This window comes from Ruminococcus bromii, from assembly GCF_002834225.1.
GTDB classification, from domain to species: domain Bacteria; phylum Bacillota; class Clostridia; order Oscillospirales; family Acutalibacteraceae; genus Ruminococcoides; species Ruminococcoides bromii.
Window position 1 is genome coordinate 1 of record NZ_NNSR01000053.1, and the last position, 18,471, is coordinate 18,471.

Consider the following 18,471-nt stretch of genomic DNA (forward strand, 5'->3'; position numbering starts at 1 on the left):
ATCACATTCCTTGTTCAAAAATATAGAGGTACAAATCTTCAAGGGTTGGGTTTGCAATTGTTATTTTATGATTTTCAGGGGGATTATCTGTTACTAATCTTACTACGATTTTATCATCATTATGATAGAGATTTGAAACTCGATAATTATCCTGAAAATATTTTAATTCCTCTTTTTCAATTTCCACCTCAACTACCTTATTTGCAATTTCATTTACAAGATTTTGGCAGGTATCATGTGACACGAGTTTTCCCTGCTTTAGAAGTATAATCTCTTTAGCAATGAACTCGATATCGGACACAACATGAGTAGAAATGAGCACGATTTTATCTTCTGCAATTTCACTTATAAAATTGCGGATACGAATTCTCTCTTTTGGGTCAAGTCCTGCCGTTGGCTCGTCAAGTATGAGAATTTCGGGATTGTTCAGAAGCGCTTGAGCAATCAAGGCTCTCTGCTTCATACCGCCCGAAAACGAGCCTAACTTTTTATGTGCGGCATCTGTCAGATTAACCGTTTCAAGAAGCTGAGTGATCTTTTCCTTGGCTTCTTTCTTTTTTAAGCCCTTTAAAGCCGCCATATACCACAAAAAGCGGTTGAGGGTGAAATCATCATACAAGCCCTGCTGTTGGGGCATATAGCCGAGTACGGCTCGGTAATCCTTGCCGAGCTTTTTGATATTTTCACCGCCGTAAACCACCTCTCCGCCGTCGGCATTGAGGTTGTCGGTGATAATGTTCATCAGCGTGGACTTGCCTGCTCCGTTCGGTCCGAGCAAGCCGTATACTCCCGGAGTTAAGGTAACGCTGAAATTATCAAGCGCCTTTACCGAGCCCTTTTTATAGGTTTTGCTGATACAATTTAAAGCTAATTCCATATTTACAACCTCTTTTGCCTTGAAACTTAAATTATAAATTTCGTACTTTTGCGCTTGGGGACAAAGATAATCAGAGCCGATACTGCGATTATCAGCAGACAAACGGCGGTGATTATGCCGATAACGGCTGTCTGAGCATTATTTGAAAATGCCGATACCATACGGATTTTGCTGTTATCAATGAACACCACGCAGGGTATAAGGAGCAAGCCGCTTGAAATTATCATTGTCACAAACTGATTTTTAAATATGTAGGAGAGCAGATAGACCAAAGCCGTTGCGCCGACTGCCGCAAGCAGATGAACAAAGCCGAGAGCAAGAATATATCCGCCCACGGTTATGCCGCTTGTCAGAGCCGAAAAATCTCTTGAATATGCAAGCGGTAAATCAAATGATGCCGTGCCGAAGGTCTTGATAAAGTTGAGCATATACGGCAGATAGATTAAGATATAGGAAATCACCGTGGTAATCAGGACGGTTAAGAGCTTTATAATCAACAGCCTCGCTTTGCCGTGCTTATTTGCCGAAATCAAGTTAACCATAGAGGTCTTGTATTCAATCGCCAAAATGTTGGAGGTACAGAAGATAACCACGGCTAAGAGCAGAGCAAAATACTCCCACTCCCTAAAGGTGTCCATAGTCAGCCGCTTGTTCACCACTTCATTGACAAGTGCAGGCTTTTCGCCCGTCAGCTCAGCCTTTCCATTAACATATTCAAGCTGAGCGCAAATGTCCTCAAATGCCATTCCTCTTATGCTTAAAATACCATCAATGGTATTGAGCCTGTTCGTTTTTTCCTCAGCCGAAATCGTGTTGTCGGCTGAAAGCTCCTCGGCTTCTCTTGTAAGCTCGTCAAAATAAGCCCTTTCACTCTCGATAAAATCATACTTTTCCTCGTCAAGCTCACCCTCAAGCGTTTGCATATAGGTGTCATAGGCGCTTTCCTGAGGACTTCTGAATATAATACTCAAATCATCATTGTAGCTGACAAAGCCGAGAGCCACGAGGATAATTACTGCGACGAGGGCGAAGGAGGTTTTGTAGTGCTTGTAAGCCTCGCCGCTGTATATTCTCACACTTCCGTTGATTTTCTTAAACCGTCCGAGCCGTGACATAAGCCTGTCGAGCAAAACGAGCTTTCCGTTATGCTGTGACAGCCTTGAAAACGCCAATGCCGCTCCCAAAACTCCGACAACGGAGAGAGCTATAGCTAAGCCGATGAAAACGGTGATTATGTTAATCGGCTGTGAAAAAATATTGACATTCTGATAACAGCCGAAAATATTGTTGCCGCTGATAAGGTAGAAAATATTTATAAATTTTAGCGAAGCCAACACAGAGCTACCGTCAATGAAAATGAAGCAGGAAAATTCAAAAATCAGTGCCGCCGCCAAGATTAAATAGGTCTTTGCGGAGGACTTGATAACCACGAATAAAAAAGCCGTGAGCATTGACAGAGAGCAGAGCAAAAGCGTTTTGCCGAGTACCCACAAAATCAGGTATTCAAGCATTGTAACATTTAATGCGCAGTTTAAAAACAGCTTGCTCGACTGCACGGGGCGGCTCAAATCTCCAAAGCCGTAGACTGTGCCTGCCGTCATAATGTTGCTCGCATAGAACAGCAGACTAACAACCGCCGTAACGCTCAAAACAACCAAGAGCTTGCAGGCTATTGTTGACAGTCTGCCCTTTGCCGTTGACCGCACAAGAATATACAATCCCTTTTCTCTTTCAACGGAGAACATCAAAATATTGACGAGCAATACGATAATCAGCAAAATATAGCTTGAAACCTCATATGAGGTTGCGGCTTCAACCGCCTTGTTGTTGCCGAGGACGGGCTTAACACCTTTAACCTCGGCAAAATCCACGGGAGTTTTTTCAATATTTCTGAACGAAAAGCTGTCCGGCTCTGCAAAAATGGAAAAGCTGCTCTGTTGCTCGGCTCTCGACTTCATATTGGAAATAAACTCTTCATAGCTGTCTATGTGAGAGAGCTGAGCCTGTATGTTGCTTAGCATAACCGAGCGGTTGAACAGCTCATCATCGTTCAAGTCCAAGCCTGCCGCATTGTCATACAGCTTTGGATATTTTTTCTTGTATTCATCTGCATTTCCGTTGTGCAAAATAATTTGTGCAATCTGTATCTCCGTGTTCTTGCTTTCAAAGAACGCATTTTTATCCTCTGCGTCGTTACATTCCCGAATAAGCTGTTCATATGCCCCGACATCACTTGAAATTGCCGAATTTTCATAATCAGAGGATTGAAGCATTACGAAAAACAGAGAATCGGCGCAGAAAAAGGCGATGATGCAAATAAGAAATATTTTGTTTGAAAACAGCTTTAAATATTCGCTACCCACAATTCTCATTCAACTCTCGCCTGTCCCTCTACATAGTAATTGCTGTCCTTCTTTTCAGCCCATTTCAGCTTGCAAAGCTCGGTGAATTTTATAGTTTCTCCGCCGATTGAGCCGAGTTGACTTTTATCCGCCATAGCTAAAATTCGTTCTCCGTTATCATCTACAGATTCAAAAATAAAATATTCATTATCCTGTGGATTAATATAATTGCATACTATATTTTCAAATTCAGGCGGAACATACGAATCTATCTCATTCATATTTAAATCGTAAACCGTAATAATCTGTTTTTCTGCATCTTTTCTGGTGACCTGCACACAATTATCACCATATATGTATTTTCCATCGGTTGAATATCGCAAATTATCTTTATGAGCTATTGTGAAAAAGCTTTCCTTTACATTTCCATCCAAATCGCATTTAAGATAAACATTTTCATCCGAATTTTTATCGTAATAGGACGCAATCATTGTGTTGTCTAAAAAGAAATTATAAAACACTTGATAGCCTTTAGCTTTAGGAATGTCATTAATCTCTAATGTATCTAAATTGATACATTTGATACTTAAACCGGGTCCTTCCTCTTTTTCATTTCTCTCGTCGGCAGTAAAGTAAAAATAATTCTTATACGCACATATTTGAGAAACAGCTCTCAAGCTGGACTTAATATAGTAATCCGTTTTGTATAGAATCTGCGGTTCTGATTTAGGTGAATCAAGAGGTATTCTAATTACTGATGAATCAGTAGAGCAATAAAAATATCCCCTGTGTATGAACCATTCAAAAGCATAAAAATTAAAGCTTCCCGTAAGATTTTCCCTTTGGCTTCCATCAGGCTTCATACGCATAAGATATGTATTGTAATTTATATAGCTCTTGTCATACTCTCCGCATAAAGCATACAAATATCCGTCATTATATTGTATTGCAGAATCATGGGCACCAACAAGCGTATCGGGCTTCTGCGTTAAGTTTAAATAGGCATCGCAAGCTTCAGGGTCATCGTGAGTACAATTTGGTTTTGAACAAAGAGGAGTAGCCTTTTTTGTTTCTTTATCAATAAAAATCACGATTCCGTCCTCACCGATATAATAATAACCTTTATCTGATTTTGTCATAGGTGCATTTCCGCCGATATGGTACATTAGCTGCATATCTGTTGCATAATTTATATATGCATCATCGGAATTTGAGTATGAAGATTTATTCGTACAGCCATAAAAAAATACAGCAGCATAAATTGTTAAAAGTAATGCCATCATTGCAGTTGTTTTCTTCATTAGAATACCTCTCGCAATTTAATTATTTATCTTTTGTATATGCCAAGTCTGAGTTCATAATCAGTATTTTCAGAAGACCAGTGATAATATGTCTGATTAGGATATACGACTTCACTAACTGTCATTGCACCTGCATAATAATCAAAAATATCTGTATTGGGGCTTGGAGTTTTCTTATTTAAACCAACTTGTCCATTGTATACAAAATTTTTTGAAACAATGCCGCATTCCCTTAATTTACCTGAAATATCATAGTAAGCAAAATATGTGTTTGCTTTTTTCCCGGCGTCTTTCTTCTCACAATAAGTATATCCATAAGCATTAATTGGATATACTGTCACACTGCCAAAAAAGCCAACCAAAGCTAAGGTTGTTGCAACCACCGTCCATACCATGATTATATTGACAGGATTTGAAAATATATTTACATTCAGGTACTCACCGAACAAGTTGTTGTTTGACAGGAAATAAACAATATTTACATATTTAAAGAATGAAAATGCCGATGCACCCTCAATAAAAAGGTTTGCAGTAATTTCAACGGCTAAAAATACAACAATAATTCCGTAAATTTTCGCTGAAGCTTTCACAGCTGTAAAACAAAAGGAAAACAACAATGAAAATGCACACAAAGTTAGGGTCTTCCCTAATATCCAAAGAATTAAATATTCAAAAATACTAATCTTTAGGGAACAATTCATAAAGATCCCTATTGACTGAATGTACCTGCTCATATCTCCAAAGCCAAAGTATATTCCTGTTATCAGTATATTCGATAAGTAGAAAAGGATAGTTGTAACGACAGTAACAGCTATCACTGCAAACAGTTTTGCAACTATTGTTGATGTTCTTCCGTTTTTTGTACTACGAACTAGGGGATACAATCCATTTTCCCTTTCTGTGTAAAAAAGCAATATACAAGTTAAGGCAACAAGTACAATCATCAGATAATCTGTTATTTGAAACTGCGTTGCATTTTCTGCAAATGTATTGTTGCCTGCATATAACTCAACACCCTTTAGATGCTGAAAATCCAGGGGTGTTTGTTGTATATTATTATAAGCAAAACTATCGGGTTCTGCAAATATGGAAAAGGACAATTGATTATCCGCCCTTATTTGCATATTATTTATGAAATCATCATATCTGTTTATGTAATTTTGCTGTGAGATAAGGTCGTTCAAAAGAGTCATTTTTTCAACAAGTGCATCCTTATCGGTACTATTCTCCGTTAACCTTTCATTGATAATATCCAACTCTTTTTTTAAATATTCACTTGCTTTTTTCGAAGAGTTACAGTTTTTAATTAAAGAATTATAATACTCTATGTTATTATGCTTAGTTCTGTCATTATAATTTTCGGCAGATGAATATATCAATGTAAAAGCATTTATACATAAGGCGACAACAAGACATATTATAAAAATCTTTTTTGACAGTAACTTATATAGTTCACAAAAAAATATTCTCATAATAATTACCTTGCAACAGCTAGTTGTTATTTTTATCATCAGCCCACTTGAGTTTGCACAGTTCTTTGAATTTTATAGTATTTCCGCCAATTGTTCCAATCTGACTTTTATCCGCCATAACAAGGCAACGTTCATCTTTCTCGTTAAAACATTCAAATAGGAAACAATTTTCGTCCTGAGGGGCAAAAAAGTTGTATGTTTTGGTATCCATATTTGGCAATTTAAATGTGTCGATTTCTTTTAAGTTTTCATCACAAACAGTTATCTTCTGTTCTTTTGATGAACCATTTTCGACTTGAAAACTATTATCAAAATAGTAATATGTTCCATCGCCTGTTATTGATTGAATTTCGTTGCTTTTTTGTGAAAATATATTTTTGCAATTATTGCCCTCTAAATCTGCCTTTACATACACTTTTTCATTACCATCGGAATAATACATAATCATACTGTCCCCCGCAAACGCAGAAAAAGATGCGTTGTTCTTGCCGATCTTAAGAAAAGATTTTTTCATTGTATCAAGATTTAGGCAAATAGTCTGTCTGCCAATACCGTTTCCTTCTTCGTCGAGCTCGTCAACCTGAAAATAAATATAATTCTTATATGCACAGAACGAAGAATATGTATTTTCGTTATCCTTGATAAAATGCTGAGCTTTGTATACCTCTTCTGGGCTTGATTTTGGGTTCGTGAGCGGTATTCTGAGAACAGAAGAGTCCGAGGTGTAATAAAAGTAGCCTTGATGAATAAACCAATTTGTGAATGGACTATCAAAATAATCGGTGACTTTTTGTCTGTTTGTTCCGTCCTTATCCATTTTCATCAAATAGGTATTATATTCAATCATACTTTTATCATATTCACCGCAAACCATATACAAATAACCCTGATAATACTGAATTGCCGTTCCAAGTGATCCCCATAGTGAATCCTGCGATATGTTTTCTGATAAATTTACATATGCATCACAAGTATCAGGATCATTGTGCATACAATCAGGTTTTGCGCAAAGCGGAGTTGCTTTCTGTGTTTTGCTATCGATATAAATAATTATTCTGTCATCACCAATATAATAATATCCAGTGTCTGATTTTGTTGCAGGAATCGAAGAGCCACCACCGCTGCACAAATATGTTATCTGCATATCGTTTGAATAATCAATTAGTGCGTTTTGTGAAATTGGCTTGCTTTTATCGTTTGTACATCCAAATAAAGTAAAAACAAATATACTTGACAACGCTAAAATTAAACATAAAAATTTTTTCATCAGAATACCGCCTTAATTTTATTTACCTTTTATAACAACCCATTCGCAACTCGTTATTCGTACCATCTGATGTCCAACTATAATATGTTTGCTTTGGATAAATCACTTTACTGTATGTTACAGCACCCGCATATCTTGAAAATACTGAAGCATTAACATTTCCGGTAACTACAGATAAATCAGTACTGTTATTATAAACATAGCCACTTGAACCAGCAGCTTTAGTTTCTCTATCACCGCTTTTGTTATAATAAGCATAAACAGTACGAGCACTTTTACCGGCATCTTTCTTCTCACAGTAGGTAAAACCCTCTGCATGAATTGGATAAACAGTTAATGAACCATATAATTCATATCCACCCATATATACTGTACCTGTAGATACTTTCTCAACAGCGCTTGCTGAGATTGCCGATGAAATCAGCAAAGTTGAAGCAATAACTGATACAATTAGTTTTTTTAATTTCATCAAATTTTCCTCCTAAATAATTTTCATTAATCTTTTTTATACTTTTGTCTCTAAATAATCCATTGGACTTACCTCCTTTCATACTTATTTTAATTGCTAAAATTTTATTTAAATATTAATACTTCAACTGTCATTTAAACACAACATACTGAAATAAGTTTTAAAATTAAATTTATATTCTTAAATCAATTCGCTACTTCTGTAATTTAAAATTAAGCAGTTTCCTATATTTTATGTTTACAATATAGCTTTATAGCTTTGGTATTGTAATTACATTTATTAATCAATTTATCTATCTTGTAAGATAATTTTAACATATCAAATATATAAACGCAATAATTTTTAGATATTATTTGTTACAAAATTTCACAATATATTTTTGTGCAATATGACAGATTTTATTTAAAATAATGCTAATTAATATCGGTACAAGTAGACCAAATATAAGATATACAAAAGCCCACTGTTGCAAACCGTTTGGAAGATAGTAGTACCATATACTTGATTTAAATGATGCAACATTAAAGTCACCAAACAATGAGCCTGAAGTAATGCGGCTTAATCCGTAGAATACAAATTTTAGGCACATAAAGCCTACAAGCTGATTTACCATAATTCCGTATGTGTTGTCAGCTATAAGCCTTACAAGCTTGCTGTTTCCTATGGCAGGTACAAGCAATCTTGAAACTCTCAGCCAAAATGCAATTGCTGTGATTGACGAGATATACGGAATTATAAAACCGTTGTTAAATTTAGTAAATGACGACGGAGTGTACTCCAAATCTTTGCAAAAAGTTAAAAGTATCAGCTGTACAGCAAATATAATTGCAAAGTACGCAACATTATTGAGAGTGTCTTTCTTTTCAAGCACAGCTTTATAAAAGCGACCGAATTCATAACACGGCAGGAAAAACATTGTTCTGACAAGAAGTTTCACTATACCGTTAATTGCAGTCGGATTTTCTAGTGCAGTGTTAATTCCTATCATTCCGATTGCGAGATACACTATCAAAACTATAAATTCATTGTCAAAATGAATCAGTTTCAAAAATTTTCTGAACAGCACATTTATTATACAAACCAAAAACAGCGGGTACACAAACCATGAACCGAGGTTATATTGAAAAGCCTCACCGTCAACAAACGGCATAACAAAAAGATTGTATAAATCAGGCTTTGCACCTATAGTAAATCCAAACAAACCGAGAAATGCAACCATACCACCGTAAAATATATTCCACAGATACGCAGGAATAAGAAGCCGCTTTGTTCGTTTCCATATGTATTTTCCGACATTTTCTTCATAATCGGTTTTGTAAAAATATCCCGATATAAATACAAACAGTGCCAAATTATACGAATACGGCGGAAACCAGTTATAAGCAAGTTCCATTCCGCCATGATAACAATGTCCGGAAACTATAATGATAATTCCGATTGCCGACAAAAGTTTGAATTGCAAATTCACCCCTCCGTCAGTATTAACGCTACGCAAATTTCTACCCTTTTTCAAAATTCAACTCTCCTTAATTTTTGATTTATATTAAAAATGTTCACTGATTTTTTATCCTATATTTTGTTTAATCATATCTCAAAACCATACTGTAAACTTTGATTGTGCAAAAACTGTAAAAAAATCGACAAAAATTGCACTCTATAATTCTTATTTACGGAAGCAGCTTCAAACCTTATTAGCTTTAAACCTTATTAGCTTTAAACCTTATTTAAATTTTTTGATAATAAAAGTTTCAAATTCCTGCAACACAAGGCCAAAGTATAATAACGGAATTAACGCAAATACGGCTAAAACATAAAATTCAATACAAAACAAAAATGCTATCCTTTTTCGTATAATTCTAACACAATATTATATATTAGTCAAACTATTTTATTGCTATTTTATGCGTTAACTGATTATTTTGTATCTGCATTCCGCTTTCTTGGCATAACACCTTAAAGAAACGATAGCATTTTTTAGAATATTTGATTTTAATCAGGTAAAAATAGTGGGTTTTTGGTAAAAATTCGGTTATCTAAAATTACCGAAACTATAAATTCATTATTCTTCTCCGAAATAACTACATCTCCCCCATACTTTTTGGCAATACTTTTTACTATAGAAATTCCCTTGCCGTGATTTTTCTTATCTGCCTTATCAGTATGCAACAAAGGATTTTTAGGCAATACAGAATCAATAATTTTATTTTTGCATTTGAAAAATGCAGTTTGTAAAAACAGCCGTGCAAGAGGAATGTTCCGGTTTTACGGTGCAAACAGAACAGGGTGATTTTCAGGCAGAATTGCACATAACCGCTAAAAAAGAATATGTTTAAGACGGTGTAATACTGTAAAACATGAAACATCCTCATAGATTAAAAATCAAGGACCACCCAAGAAATAGGCGGTCCTTGATTTTAGAGAGATTTTATTTTTAAAAGGAGTTAGAAATTAGCTTATTTTATTTGTTTATACCAAAAATATATTTCGTAGTTTGTGTATAGTTTTCGTTTGCTTTTAATATTGTCGTAGGAAAAGTCTTGTGATTTACAGCATCGGGAAAGCCTTGGGTTTCAAGACAAAACGCTGGATTTTCTCCGTATGTTGCTGAATCCTTTCCCATATTGGACGAAACATCGACATAATTTGCTGTATATACATGAACACCTTTTTGAGAAGTATAGCATTTTAATGTTATTCCGCTATCAATACCCTCAGCTTCGGCTGCAAGCACAAATTCTTCATCAGAATGATTCAGCACAAACATATGATCAATACCGTTTGCAAAACCAATCTGCTCGTTTTTTCTGTCAATACCATTTCCAATTAACTTGGGTTCGGTAAAATCAAACGATGTATTCTTAACGGGAGTTATCTCTCCTGTGGGATTGAGGTTTGAATTTATCGGTATGAAGAAATTTGCATTTATTTTCAGCTTGTGATTTTCAGTAACTTTACCGCTTTTATGTCCGTTAAGATTAAAATATGAATGATTGGTCATATTGCATATTGTGTCTTTGTCGGAAACTGCCGACCATTTTATCGTAAGTACATTTTCATCATCAAAGGTGTAGCGTACAAAGACCTTCATATTTCCGGGATAACCCTCATCACCATCGGGACTATCAAGCATAAATAGAACTGTATTTGGAACTTTATCATCAACTACCGCAAGCCACACTTTGCGGCTAAAGCTGTTAAATCCGCCGTGTAGATGGTTACTCCCATTGTTTACAGGGAGCTGATAATCTTCTCCGTTAAGAGTAAACTTGCCGTATGCAATTCTTCCGCAACATCTTCCGACAGTAGCACCGAAGTATGTTCCGTCAAATTCATAACCGTCAATGTGCTCATAGCCGAGAACTACATCTCTAATACTACCGTTTTTGTCGGGAACTTTTATCGAAACGACACTTGCGCCTAAATCACATAATGTCACGCTTGCTCCGCTGTTATTTTCTATTGTATAAAGATGAGTGTTTTCACCTTTGGATGTAGGTTCAAAATTCACTACCCTTACCTTTGACATTTTAGCACTTCCTTTACTACAGCGTCTTTATAAATTTATCAAAAGCCTTTTGTCCTTCAGGAGTTCTTTTGAATACACCTGCATCCAAAAGAACATTAAGGAACACCTTTCCTATCTCATTTTGAATTATTGAATCAATATTATTTTCATTGATTTCATCATACTGCGAAACAAATTCATTTACCCATTCGGAATGTTTGCTGATTTTCGGAATTTCACTTACATCCTTGTGATTAAGAATAGCATCCTTTAAAATAGCCATTTCATCTTTAAGCCTTGAGGGCAATACTGCAAGTCCCATAACTTCAATAAGGCCGATATTTTCTTTTTTAATATGATGCAAATTCGCATGAGGATGAAATACTCCCAGAGGATGCTCTTCACTTGTAATATTATTTCTGAGAACGAGGTCAATAACAAATTTTCCATCCTTTGTAAAAGCAATCGGAGTAATAGTGTTGTGAATTTCACCGTCTGTTTCGGCAAAAATGCCAACATTTGCGTCCGTGTACGCCCTCCAACTCTTTAGAATATAAGAAGATAATGAAATAATGCTGTCCTTGTTTTTACCTGTCAATCTTACAACTGACATAGGCCACTTTACAATTCCGCACTCCACATCATCAAAGCCGTTAACGATAAACTTTCTTTCAACCTCTGCCCTATTAAGTGCAAAGCTGTATCTGCCACCCTGAAAATGTTCATGTGTAAGTATTGAACCGCCTACAATCGGCAAATCAGCATTCGAACCGATTATATAATGCGGAAACTGTGAAATAAAATCAAACAGTTTTCTGAATGTAGAATCATTGATTACCATTGGTGTATGCTCACCGTTAAATACAATACAATGTTCATTGTAATAAACATACGGAGAATATTGCATAAACCAGTTATCTCCGTCAATGGTGAGCGGAATAATTCTGTGATTATCTCTTGCAGGATGATTTACTCTTCCGGCATATCCTTCATTTTCCTTACAAAGCAAACATTTCGGATAGCCCGACTGTTTTTGAAGTTTTGCCGCTGCAATAGCTTTCGGATCCTTTTCAGGCTTTGAAAGATTTACAGTGATATCAATATCACCGTATTCGGTTGATGTTTTCCACTTTAAGTCTTTCTTAATACGATATCTTCTTATATAATCGGTATCGCAGCTGAATTTATAGTAGCTATCGGTTGCAAGTTTAGGAGAACAGCTATAATTCTGCCAAAATTCTCTTATTACTTCTGACGGTCGCTTAACAAGTGAAGCCATAAGTTTCACATCAAATAAGTCGCGATATGTTACTGTATTTTCGGGAATGATTCCTTTTTCGTATGCATAATCAAGAAGTCCCGACAAAATTTCTTCAAGAGTATCCTCGTTATCTGCTGTAAGGCAAGTACAACTGTCATCGGGTTCATCCATATGGAACAACGACAAAAGCCTATTTTGCGTGTAGATTATATCCTCTTTTTCAATAAGCCCTGTATTGATTCCGTATGAAACAAGTCTTAATATTAAGCCGTAAACACTGTTCTTCATAAATACCACCTCACTTACTATAGCCGTTGGGATGTGTTGAATGCCATTTCCACGCTGTTTTAATAATTGTTCCCAGATCATCATACTCAGGTTTCCAGCCAAGTACAGTTTTCGCCTTATCGCTTGATGCAATCAATACAGCAGGATCGCCGCTTCTTCTGCTTTCTTCAACAACCTTAATATCTTTCTGTGTAACCTCTTTTGCTTTTTCAATTACCTCACGAACAGAAAAACCTACACCGTTGCCAAGATTGAATATATCACTTTTACCGCCCTTCATAAGATATTCAACTGCAAGAATATGAGCCTGTGCAAGGTCAGTGACATGGATATAATCACGAATACAAGTTCCGTCAGATGTGGGATAATCAGTGCCAAAAATACTTATGTGGTCACGGGTACCCTGTGCCGCTTGAAGAATAATCGGAATAAGGTGGGTTTCAGGATTATGTGCCTCACCGATTTTTCCGCTGATATGTGCTCCGCATGCATTGAAATATCTGAGAGAAACATATCTTAAACCATGTGCTTTTTCAACCCAATAGAACATTCTCTCCATGGATTTTTTTGTTTCTCCGTAACAGTTTGTCGGATTTGTCGGATCGGTTTCAAGAATAGGAGTTCTCTCAGGCTCACCGTATGTTGCCGCTGTTGATGAAAATACAATCTTATCAATTCCGTGAGCAACCATTGACTGAAGCAAAACCTTTGTGCCGTTGAGGTTATTATCATAATATTTGAGAGGGTTGGTCATACTTTCACCGACAAGTGAATTGGCTGCAAAATGAATTACAGCATCAATACCTTTTTCTTTATCAAAAACGCTGTCAATTTCACTTCTGTTTCTGAGATCACCTTTATAAAATTTTGCTTTGGGATGAACCGCCTCGATATGACCTGTTTCAAGGTTATCGAATACAACAACCTCATTACCGCTTTCAATAAGTCTGTAAACTGTATGCGAACCGATATATCCGGCACCGCCTAAAACAAGAATTTTCATTTTGTCCTCCTTAATAAAAACAAAACCTACATAATTACATTACTTTTATTCCGCCGTATTTTCTCACTTTGAGAACATGGCATGAGTTTTCTCCGAAAATTTTATTTATAAATTCTTTGTAATTACTTACAAAATCATTTTTGACAAACGCCTGAATTGTACCTGCAAATCCACCGCCGTGAACACGGCACACGCCGTAATTGCGAAGAAGGCTTTCGCTGAGTGCAAGGGCTACCGAGATGTTCTGATGTTGAATATCTCTTGTTGTATATACATTCTGAAGATACTTAAACGACGAATTACCGGATTTTCTGATTGCGTCAAGGAATTCAACAAACTCACCGTTTTCAAGTGACGAAACGGCATTTTTAACATTATGCTCCTCATTAAAGAAATGAATTGCACGAAGTACCGGTCTGTCGCCAACAGCCTCACGAATTTCGTCAAGGCGAATATAAAATTCGTTTGAATCACAATCTCTCAGATAATCTTCTCCGAGAAAATTTGCAACCTTCTTCATTTCCGAGGGAATCATAGCATAATCATCTGTAAGATCAACATGATCGCCCTTTGTGTCAACAATACAAAGACTGTAATCATATTTTTCAAATTCGGTAGGTACTTTCTTAACAATTGGCTTTGTCGGATCTTTAAAGTCAATGTTAACCATTCCTCCGACTGAACAAGCCATTTGATCCATAAGTCCGCACGGCTTTTTGAAAAATACATTTTCAGCATACTGAGAAATCTGAGCAATCTCAACTGAATTTATTTTCATATCATTATATAAGCCGGAAATAATAGTTCCGACAACTACCTCAAAAGCTGCTGACGATGAAAGTCCTGCACCAACAAGTACATCACTTGTTGCATAAGCATTGAATCCACCAATTTTGTATCCATGATCCTTAAGTCCACGAAGAACACCTCTGATGAGGCTGACTGTTGTGCCTGCCTCATCATTATTAACTTCGAGGTCATTTATATTGAGAGTAATCATATCATAACCGTCAGAAACAAATCTTACAACATCATTGTTATTCTTGGCCGACACAGCAATAGTATCAAGATTAATGGATGTTGCAAGCACCATTCCATGCTGGTGATCTGTATGATTACCGCAAACCTCACTTCTGCCGGGAGCACTGAATATTGCTACCTTATCAGGGCAAAAAATTGTTTCATACTGCTCAATTGCATGAACATATCTTTTTTTCTGATAATCAATCATTGATGAATCTATATATATATCAGTGAAAAGATTATCAAATTCGCCGTTTGTAATTTTTTCAATTGCTGTTTTAGTATCAATCATTTTATTTACCTGCCTTTTCCGTAACTGTAGGAAGGAACATAGAGGGCTCTGTGTTACCGCTTTCATCAAGCTGTTGTGTCATATCAATCTTGCCTTCTCTTCTTGCACCGATTGTGTTTATAACCTTCTTCATCATACCGTCATTGAGTTTATATTTCTTTCTGTAAACAACATAAGCAATAAGCATACAAACCGCAGGAACAATGCACATAAGTGTACTGATTGACGCTACTGTTGCAAATGACTGTTCCTGACCCGGAATATACTGTGTGCTTCCAAGTGCCGCGCCAATACCGAGTGCTGTAAGAGCCGCTGTAAATTTTACGATAAGCGTCTGGAGTGAGAATACAACGCCTTCATTTCTTGTTCCAAGCTTAAATTCACCGTAATCAACAACATCTGCAAGGAATACTGTTGCACAACCAAGTTCAAGACCTGTACCAAGTTTTACAATAACACCTGAGATTGATGTGAGCACAACATTGTGCGGAGCAAAAATACCTACGAACAAAAGCATTACAAGACCAAATGCAGGTAAAAGACATGCAAGAAGGAATGAAGTTTTTCTTGAAAGAAATTTTGTAACCTTAGGGAATACAATAAGACCTACAACCTCTGCGATTGATGCGCTGATCATAAATGATGACATCATTCCTGCGTTGCCGCAAACATATTTGAAATAATATGTAGCAACACCCATAATGCACTGAATGCCGATGTTGTAAAGGAAGATAAGAGTTACCGCCCAACGAAGTTGATCGTTCTTGCCGATGATTGAGAAAATATCTTTAAACTTAACTTTCTTTTCCGGAACAGAATCATCTCTCTTTTTCGGAAGATTGATTACTGTAATACCGATTGTAAGAATAAATACAATTGCAATTATGATTGCAAATCTGTGATAACCTGCCTGATTTGTTGTGCCGCCGCTGAGAGCCTCAATAATTTGAACACCAAAGCCTGCAATAACAAGTGACTGACCGATACTTGCAAAGATTCTCGGAAGTACCGAAACTTTTTCTCTCTCCTCAGGATTTGAAGTGAGGTTAGGAATAATTGACCAATAAGGAATATCCATAATTGTGTAAGTCATACCCCAGAGTATGTAAGCTGCTGTTGCAAATACGCAAAGTCCAACGCCATCGAGGTGGAAGTCTGTGAATAAAACAACAAATACAATTGAATTAACCAGCGTACCTATTACAAGCCATGGAATAAATTTACCCCATCTGCTGCGTGTGTTATCAACAATCATACCCATAAACAAATCATTAAAGGCATCCCATAACTTTGCAACAAAGAACATTACGCCGATAAATACCGGGTTGACCTTGATGATGTCTGTGAAATAAATCATTGAAAATGTGGCAATCATACCATAAATCATATCTTTGCCGAGGGCACCTAAAGCAAAGGTGTATTTGATTCTACCTGGGATTTTGCCATCAAGTCTTGGTTGTGATGATGTCTGTTTCATAATTTTTCCTCCTTTTAATTTTAAATGAAACGCCGTGACAACCTGCACAAAAGATTTCGTTATTATTTAATAATAATGTTTCTTTTGTTTTTATGTTAACTAAATTATATGTTTTGTTTCGTAAATTGTCAATAGTTTTTGGTAAACTTTTTGCTTTCTCCGTTTTTCACTAAACACGACTTGATTTTTTAGTAATATTTCACTATAATGGTAGTGAGGTGATTCAATTGGCTACAATCAGAGATGTTGCCAAAAAGGCAAATGTATCAGTAGCTACTGTTTCAAGAGTGCTTAATAATGACACTACCCTCAGCACCTCGCTTGAAACGAAGCAAAAAATATTTGCAGCAGCTAAAGAACTTAATTATGTAAAGAAAAAAAGGGTTACATCAGCACCTTCATGTCGCATTGGAATTCTACAATGGTTCTCTTCCAAACAGGAAATTGAAGATAATTATTACTTTTTGATGAGACAGGGTATCGAGGACTACTGTTCAAAAAATAATATAAGTATTGTACGAACATTTAAAACAGACAATGACTATCAGAATGTACTTTGTGATGTTGATGGCATAATCTGCCTCGGAAAGTTTAGTAAACAAGAAATAAAATTACTGCATTCATTGAATAATAAAATTGTTTTTCTTGATATGACCGTTGAGAATATTGAAATCACATCCGTATCACTTGACTTTCGTCAGGCAGTGTCCGATGCAATTAAATATCTATATGATTTAGGCCATAGAACAGTTGGCTTTATCGGAGGCATTGAACAGCTTGAGGATGGAACGATATTTCCTGATAAACGACTCAACACTTTCACAGACATTTGCGATGAACTAAACATTAAATATGATGGGTATATTATACAGGACAAATTTTCAACATCATCCGGTTATAAAATGATGTCAGAAATGATCAGCAAAGGGAATCTCCCCACAGCTATTTTTGCGGCAAGTGATCATATTGCAATCGGTGCAATGAGAGCTCTGCAAGAAAACGGTTACAAAATTCCTGAGGATATTTCTGTTATGGGATTTGATAACACGGAGCTTTCGGGATATACAAACCCTCCGCTCACTACGGTGAACGCACCTGTATACGCAATGGGTATTTACGGCATTAGATTTATTTTGAATATGATGAAACCTAAAAGCACCGATTATTATTCTCCTATGCGTGTCTATCTACCTTGTCCAATAAAAGTTCGCAACTCATGTGCAAAACCTAAAAGTTTATAATTATTATCGTTATCATACGATTGTGTGCTATGATAAATTATATTATAACTCCACAAATGATAGATTAAGAAGGATTTTGAAAAGTTCTTTGAAGATGTGCCTTCCGACTCCTTGTCAGCAGTCATCGCGGTAGCGATGGACATGAACGCATCTTACAACAAGCTTGTAACAAAGCATTTGCCCAAAGCACAGATTGTATATGATCGCTTTCATATGCAGTCGCAATTTGGCAGAGATGTTCTCGGCGTTATTCGTCTGGATGAAGCTCGTAGGCATAAAGCCAAAGAAAAAGAAATCCTTGCCGATATCTCGGATGATACCGACAAGGAAACTATGAAATCTCTTAAACAAGAAGCTAAAGCCGAAAAGCAGGAATACAGCCAACTCAAGAAGCTGCGTTGGTCATTGCTCATTAACTCAGATAAACTCTCCGACAGCAAACCGAGCAATTACAATCTATTCTGCAAGATCATCACGACCTTGCTGTTTGTTATGCCATGAAAGAGGAAATGTGCAGACTTTATGAAGTGACAGACTACCAACAAGCAGTCACCGGATGGACAAAATAGTTTCAGGCGGCGAAAGAAAGTGAGATTCCCGCATTGGTACGGTTTGCAGTTCAAAAAGAAAAACGGCTCCCCGGATTAGCTGCC

The 18,471-nt window shown here is 36.5% G+C and carries 15 protein-coding genes; 2 read left to right on the forward strand and 13 right to left on the reverse strand.

Annotation, left to right across the window (positions count from 1 at the left end):
- Position 1: 1 nt before the first annotated feature.
- The 13 genes from RBATCC27255_RS05615 to melB all read right to left on the reverse strand — a co-directional run bounded on the left by RBATCC27255_RS05615 (position 2) and on the right by melB (position 16,577).
- A complete protein-coding gene (locus RBATCC27255_RS05615; RefSeq protein WP_101029107.1) occupies positions 2–877 on the reverse strand; it encodes an ABC transporter ATP-binding protein in 876 nt (291 codons plus the stop codon).
- A 26-nt stretch (positions 878–903) separates the two neighbouring features.
- Complete coding sequence (locus tag RBATCC27255_RS05620; protein ID WP_101029108.1) at positions 904–3,249, reverse strand: hypothetical protein; 2,346 nt, start codon at positions 3,247–3,249, stop codon at positions 904–906.
- Complete coding sequence (locus RBATCC27255_RS05625; protein ID WP_101029109.1) at positions 3,246–4,520, reverse strand: hypothetical protein; 1,275 nt, start codon at positions 4,518–4,520, stop codon at positions 3,246–3,248. The genes RBATCC27255_RS05620 and RBATCC27255_RS05625 overlap by 4 nt, the downstream gene beginning before the upstream one ends.
- A 26-nt stretch (positions 4,521–4,546) precedes the next feature.
- Complete coding sequence (locus RBATCC27255_RS05630) at positions 4,547–5,899, reverse strand: hypothetical protein (protein ID WP_169923270.1); 1,353 nt, start codon at positions 5,897–5,899, stop codon at positions 4,547–4,549.
- A 112-nt stretch (positions 5,900–6,011) separates the two neighbouring features.
- Positions 6,012–7,259: a hypothetical protein gene (locus RBATCC27255_RS05635; protein ID WP_101029111.1), complete on the reverse strand. Its 1,248-nt coding sequence runs from the start codon at positions 7,257–7,259 to the stop codon at positions 6,012–6,014.
- Positions 7,260–7,281: 22 nt separating this feature from the next.
- Positions 7,282–7,728, reverse strand: coding sequence for a hypothetical protein (locus tag RBATCC27255_RS05640; RefSeq protein ID WP_101029112.1), 447 nt, complete (start codon positions 7,726–7,728; stop codon positions 7,282–7,284).
- A 349-nt stretch (positions 7,729–8,077) separates the two neighbouring features.
- On the reverse strand, positions 8,078–9,190 hold the full coding sequence (locus RBATCC27255_RS05645; protein WP_169923271.1) for an acyltransferase family protein: 1,113 nt from the start codon (positions 9,188–9,190) through the stop codon (positions 8,078–8,080).
- Positions 9,191–9,717: 527 nt separating this feature from the next.
- Positions 9,718–9,981 carry a GHKL domain-containing protein gene (locus RBATCC27255_RS05650; protein ID WP_101029114.1) on the reverse strand — a complete coding sequence of 88 codons (264 nt, stop codon included), beginning with the start codon at positions 9,979–9,981 and terminating at the stop codon, positions 9,718–9,720.
- A gap of 205 nt (positions 9,982–10,186) precedes the next feature.
- Positions 10,187–11,254 (reverse strand): aldose epimerase family protein, encoded by a 1,068-nt coding sequence (locus RBATCC27255_RS05655; protein WP_101029115.1) that lies wholly within the window; start codon positions 11,252–11,254, stop codon positions 10,187–10,189.
- Positions 11,255–11,270: 16 nt separating this feature from the next.
- Complete coding sequence (gene galT, locus RBATCC27255_RS05660) at positions 11,271–12,782, reverse strand: UDP-glucose--hexose-1-phosphate uridylyltransferase (RefSeq protein WP_101029116.1); 1,512 nt, start codon at positions 12,780–12,782, stop codon at positions 11,271–11,273.
- A 10-nt stretch (positions 12,783–12,792) separates the two neighbouring features.
- Entirely contained in the window at positions 12,793–13,785 is a 993-nt protein-coding gene (gene galE / locus RBATCC27255_RS05665; RefSeq protein ID WP_101029117.1) for a UDP-glucose 4-epimerase GalE, read from the reverse strand.
- Between the two features lie 34 nt (positions 13,786–13,819).
- Positions 13,820–15,100, reverse strand: a complete 1,281-nt coding sequence (locus tag RBATCC27255_RS05670) for a galactokinase (RefSeq protein ID WP_101029118.1) — start codon at positions 15,098–15,100, stop codon at positions 13,820–13,822.
- A 1-nt stretch (position 15,101) separates the two neighbouring features.
- Positions 15,102–16,577, reverse strand: a complete 1,476-nt coding sequence (melB, locus tag RBATCC27255_RS05675; RefSeq protein ID WP_101029119.1) for a melibiose:sodium transporter MelB — start codon at positions 16,575–16,577, stop codon at positions 15,102–15,104.
- A gap of 218 nt (positions 16,578–16,795) precedes the next feature.
- On the opposite strand from melB, the gene RBATCC27255_RS05680 reads away from it, so the two are divergent.
- Positions 16,796–17,818 carry a LacI family DNA-binding transcriptional regulator gene (locus tag RBATCC27255_RS05680; protein WP_242958583.1) on the forward strand — a complete coding sequence of 341 codons (1,023 nt, stop codon included), beginning with the start codon at positions 16,796–16,798 and terminating at the stop codon, positions 17,816–17,818.
- A gap of 63 nt (positions 17,819–17,881) precedes the next feature.
- Positions 17,882–18,319, forward strand: a complete 438-nt coding sequence (locus RBATCC27255_RS05685) for a transposase (protein WP_101029121.1) — start codon at positions 17,882–17,884, stop codon at positions 18,317–18,319.
- The last annotated feature ends 152 nt before the right edge of the window (positions 18,320–18,471 follow it).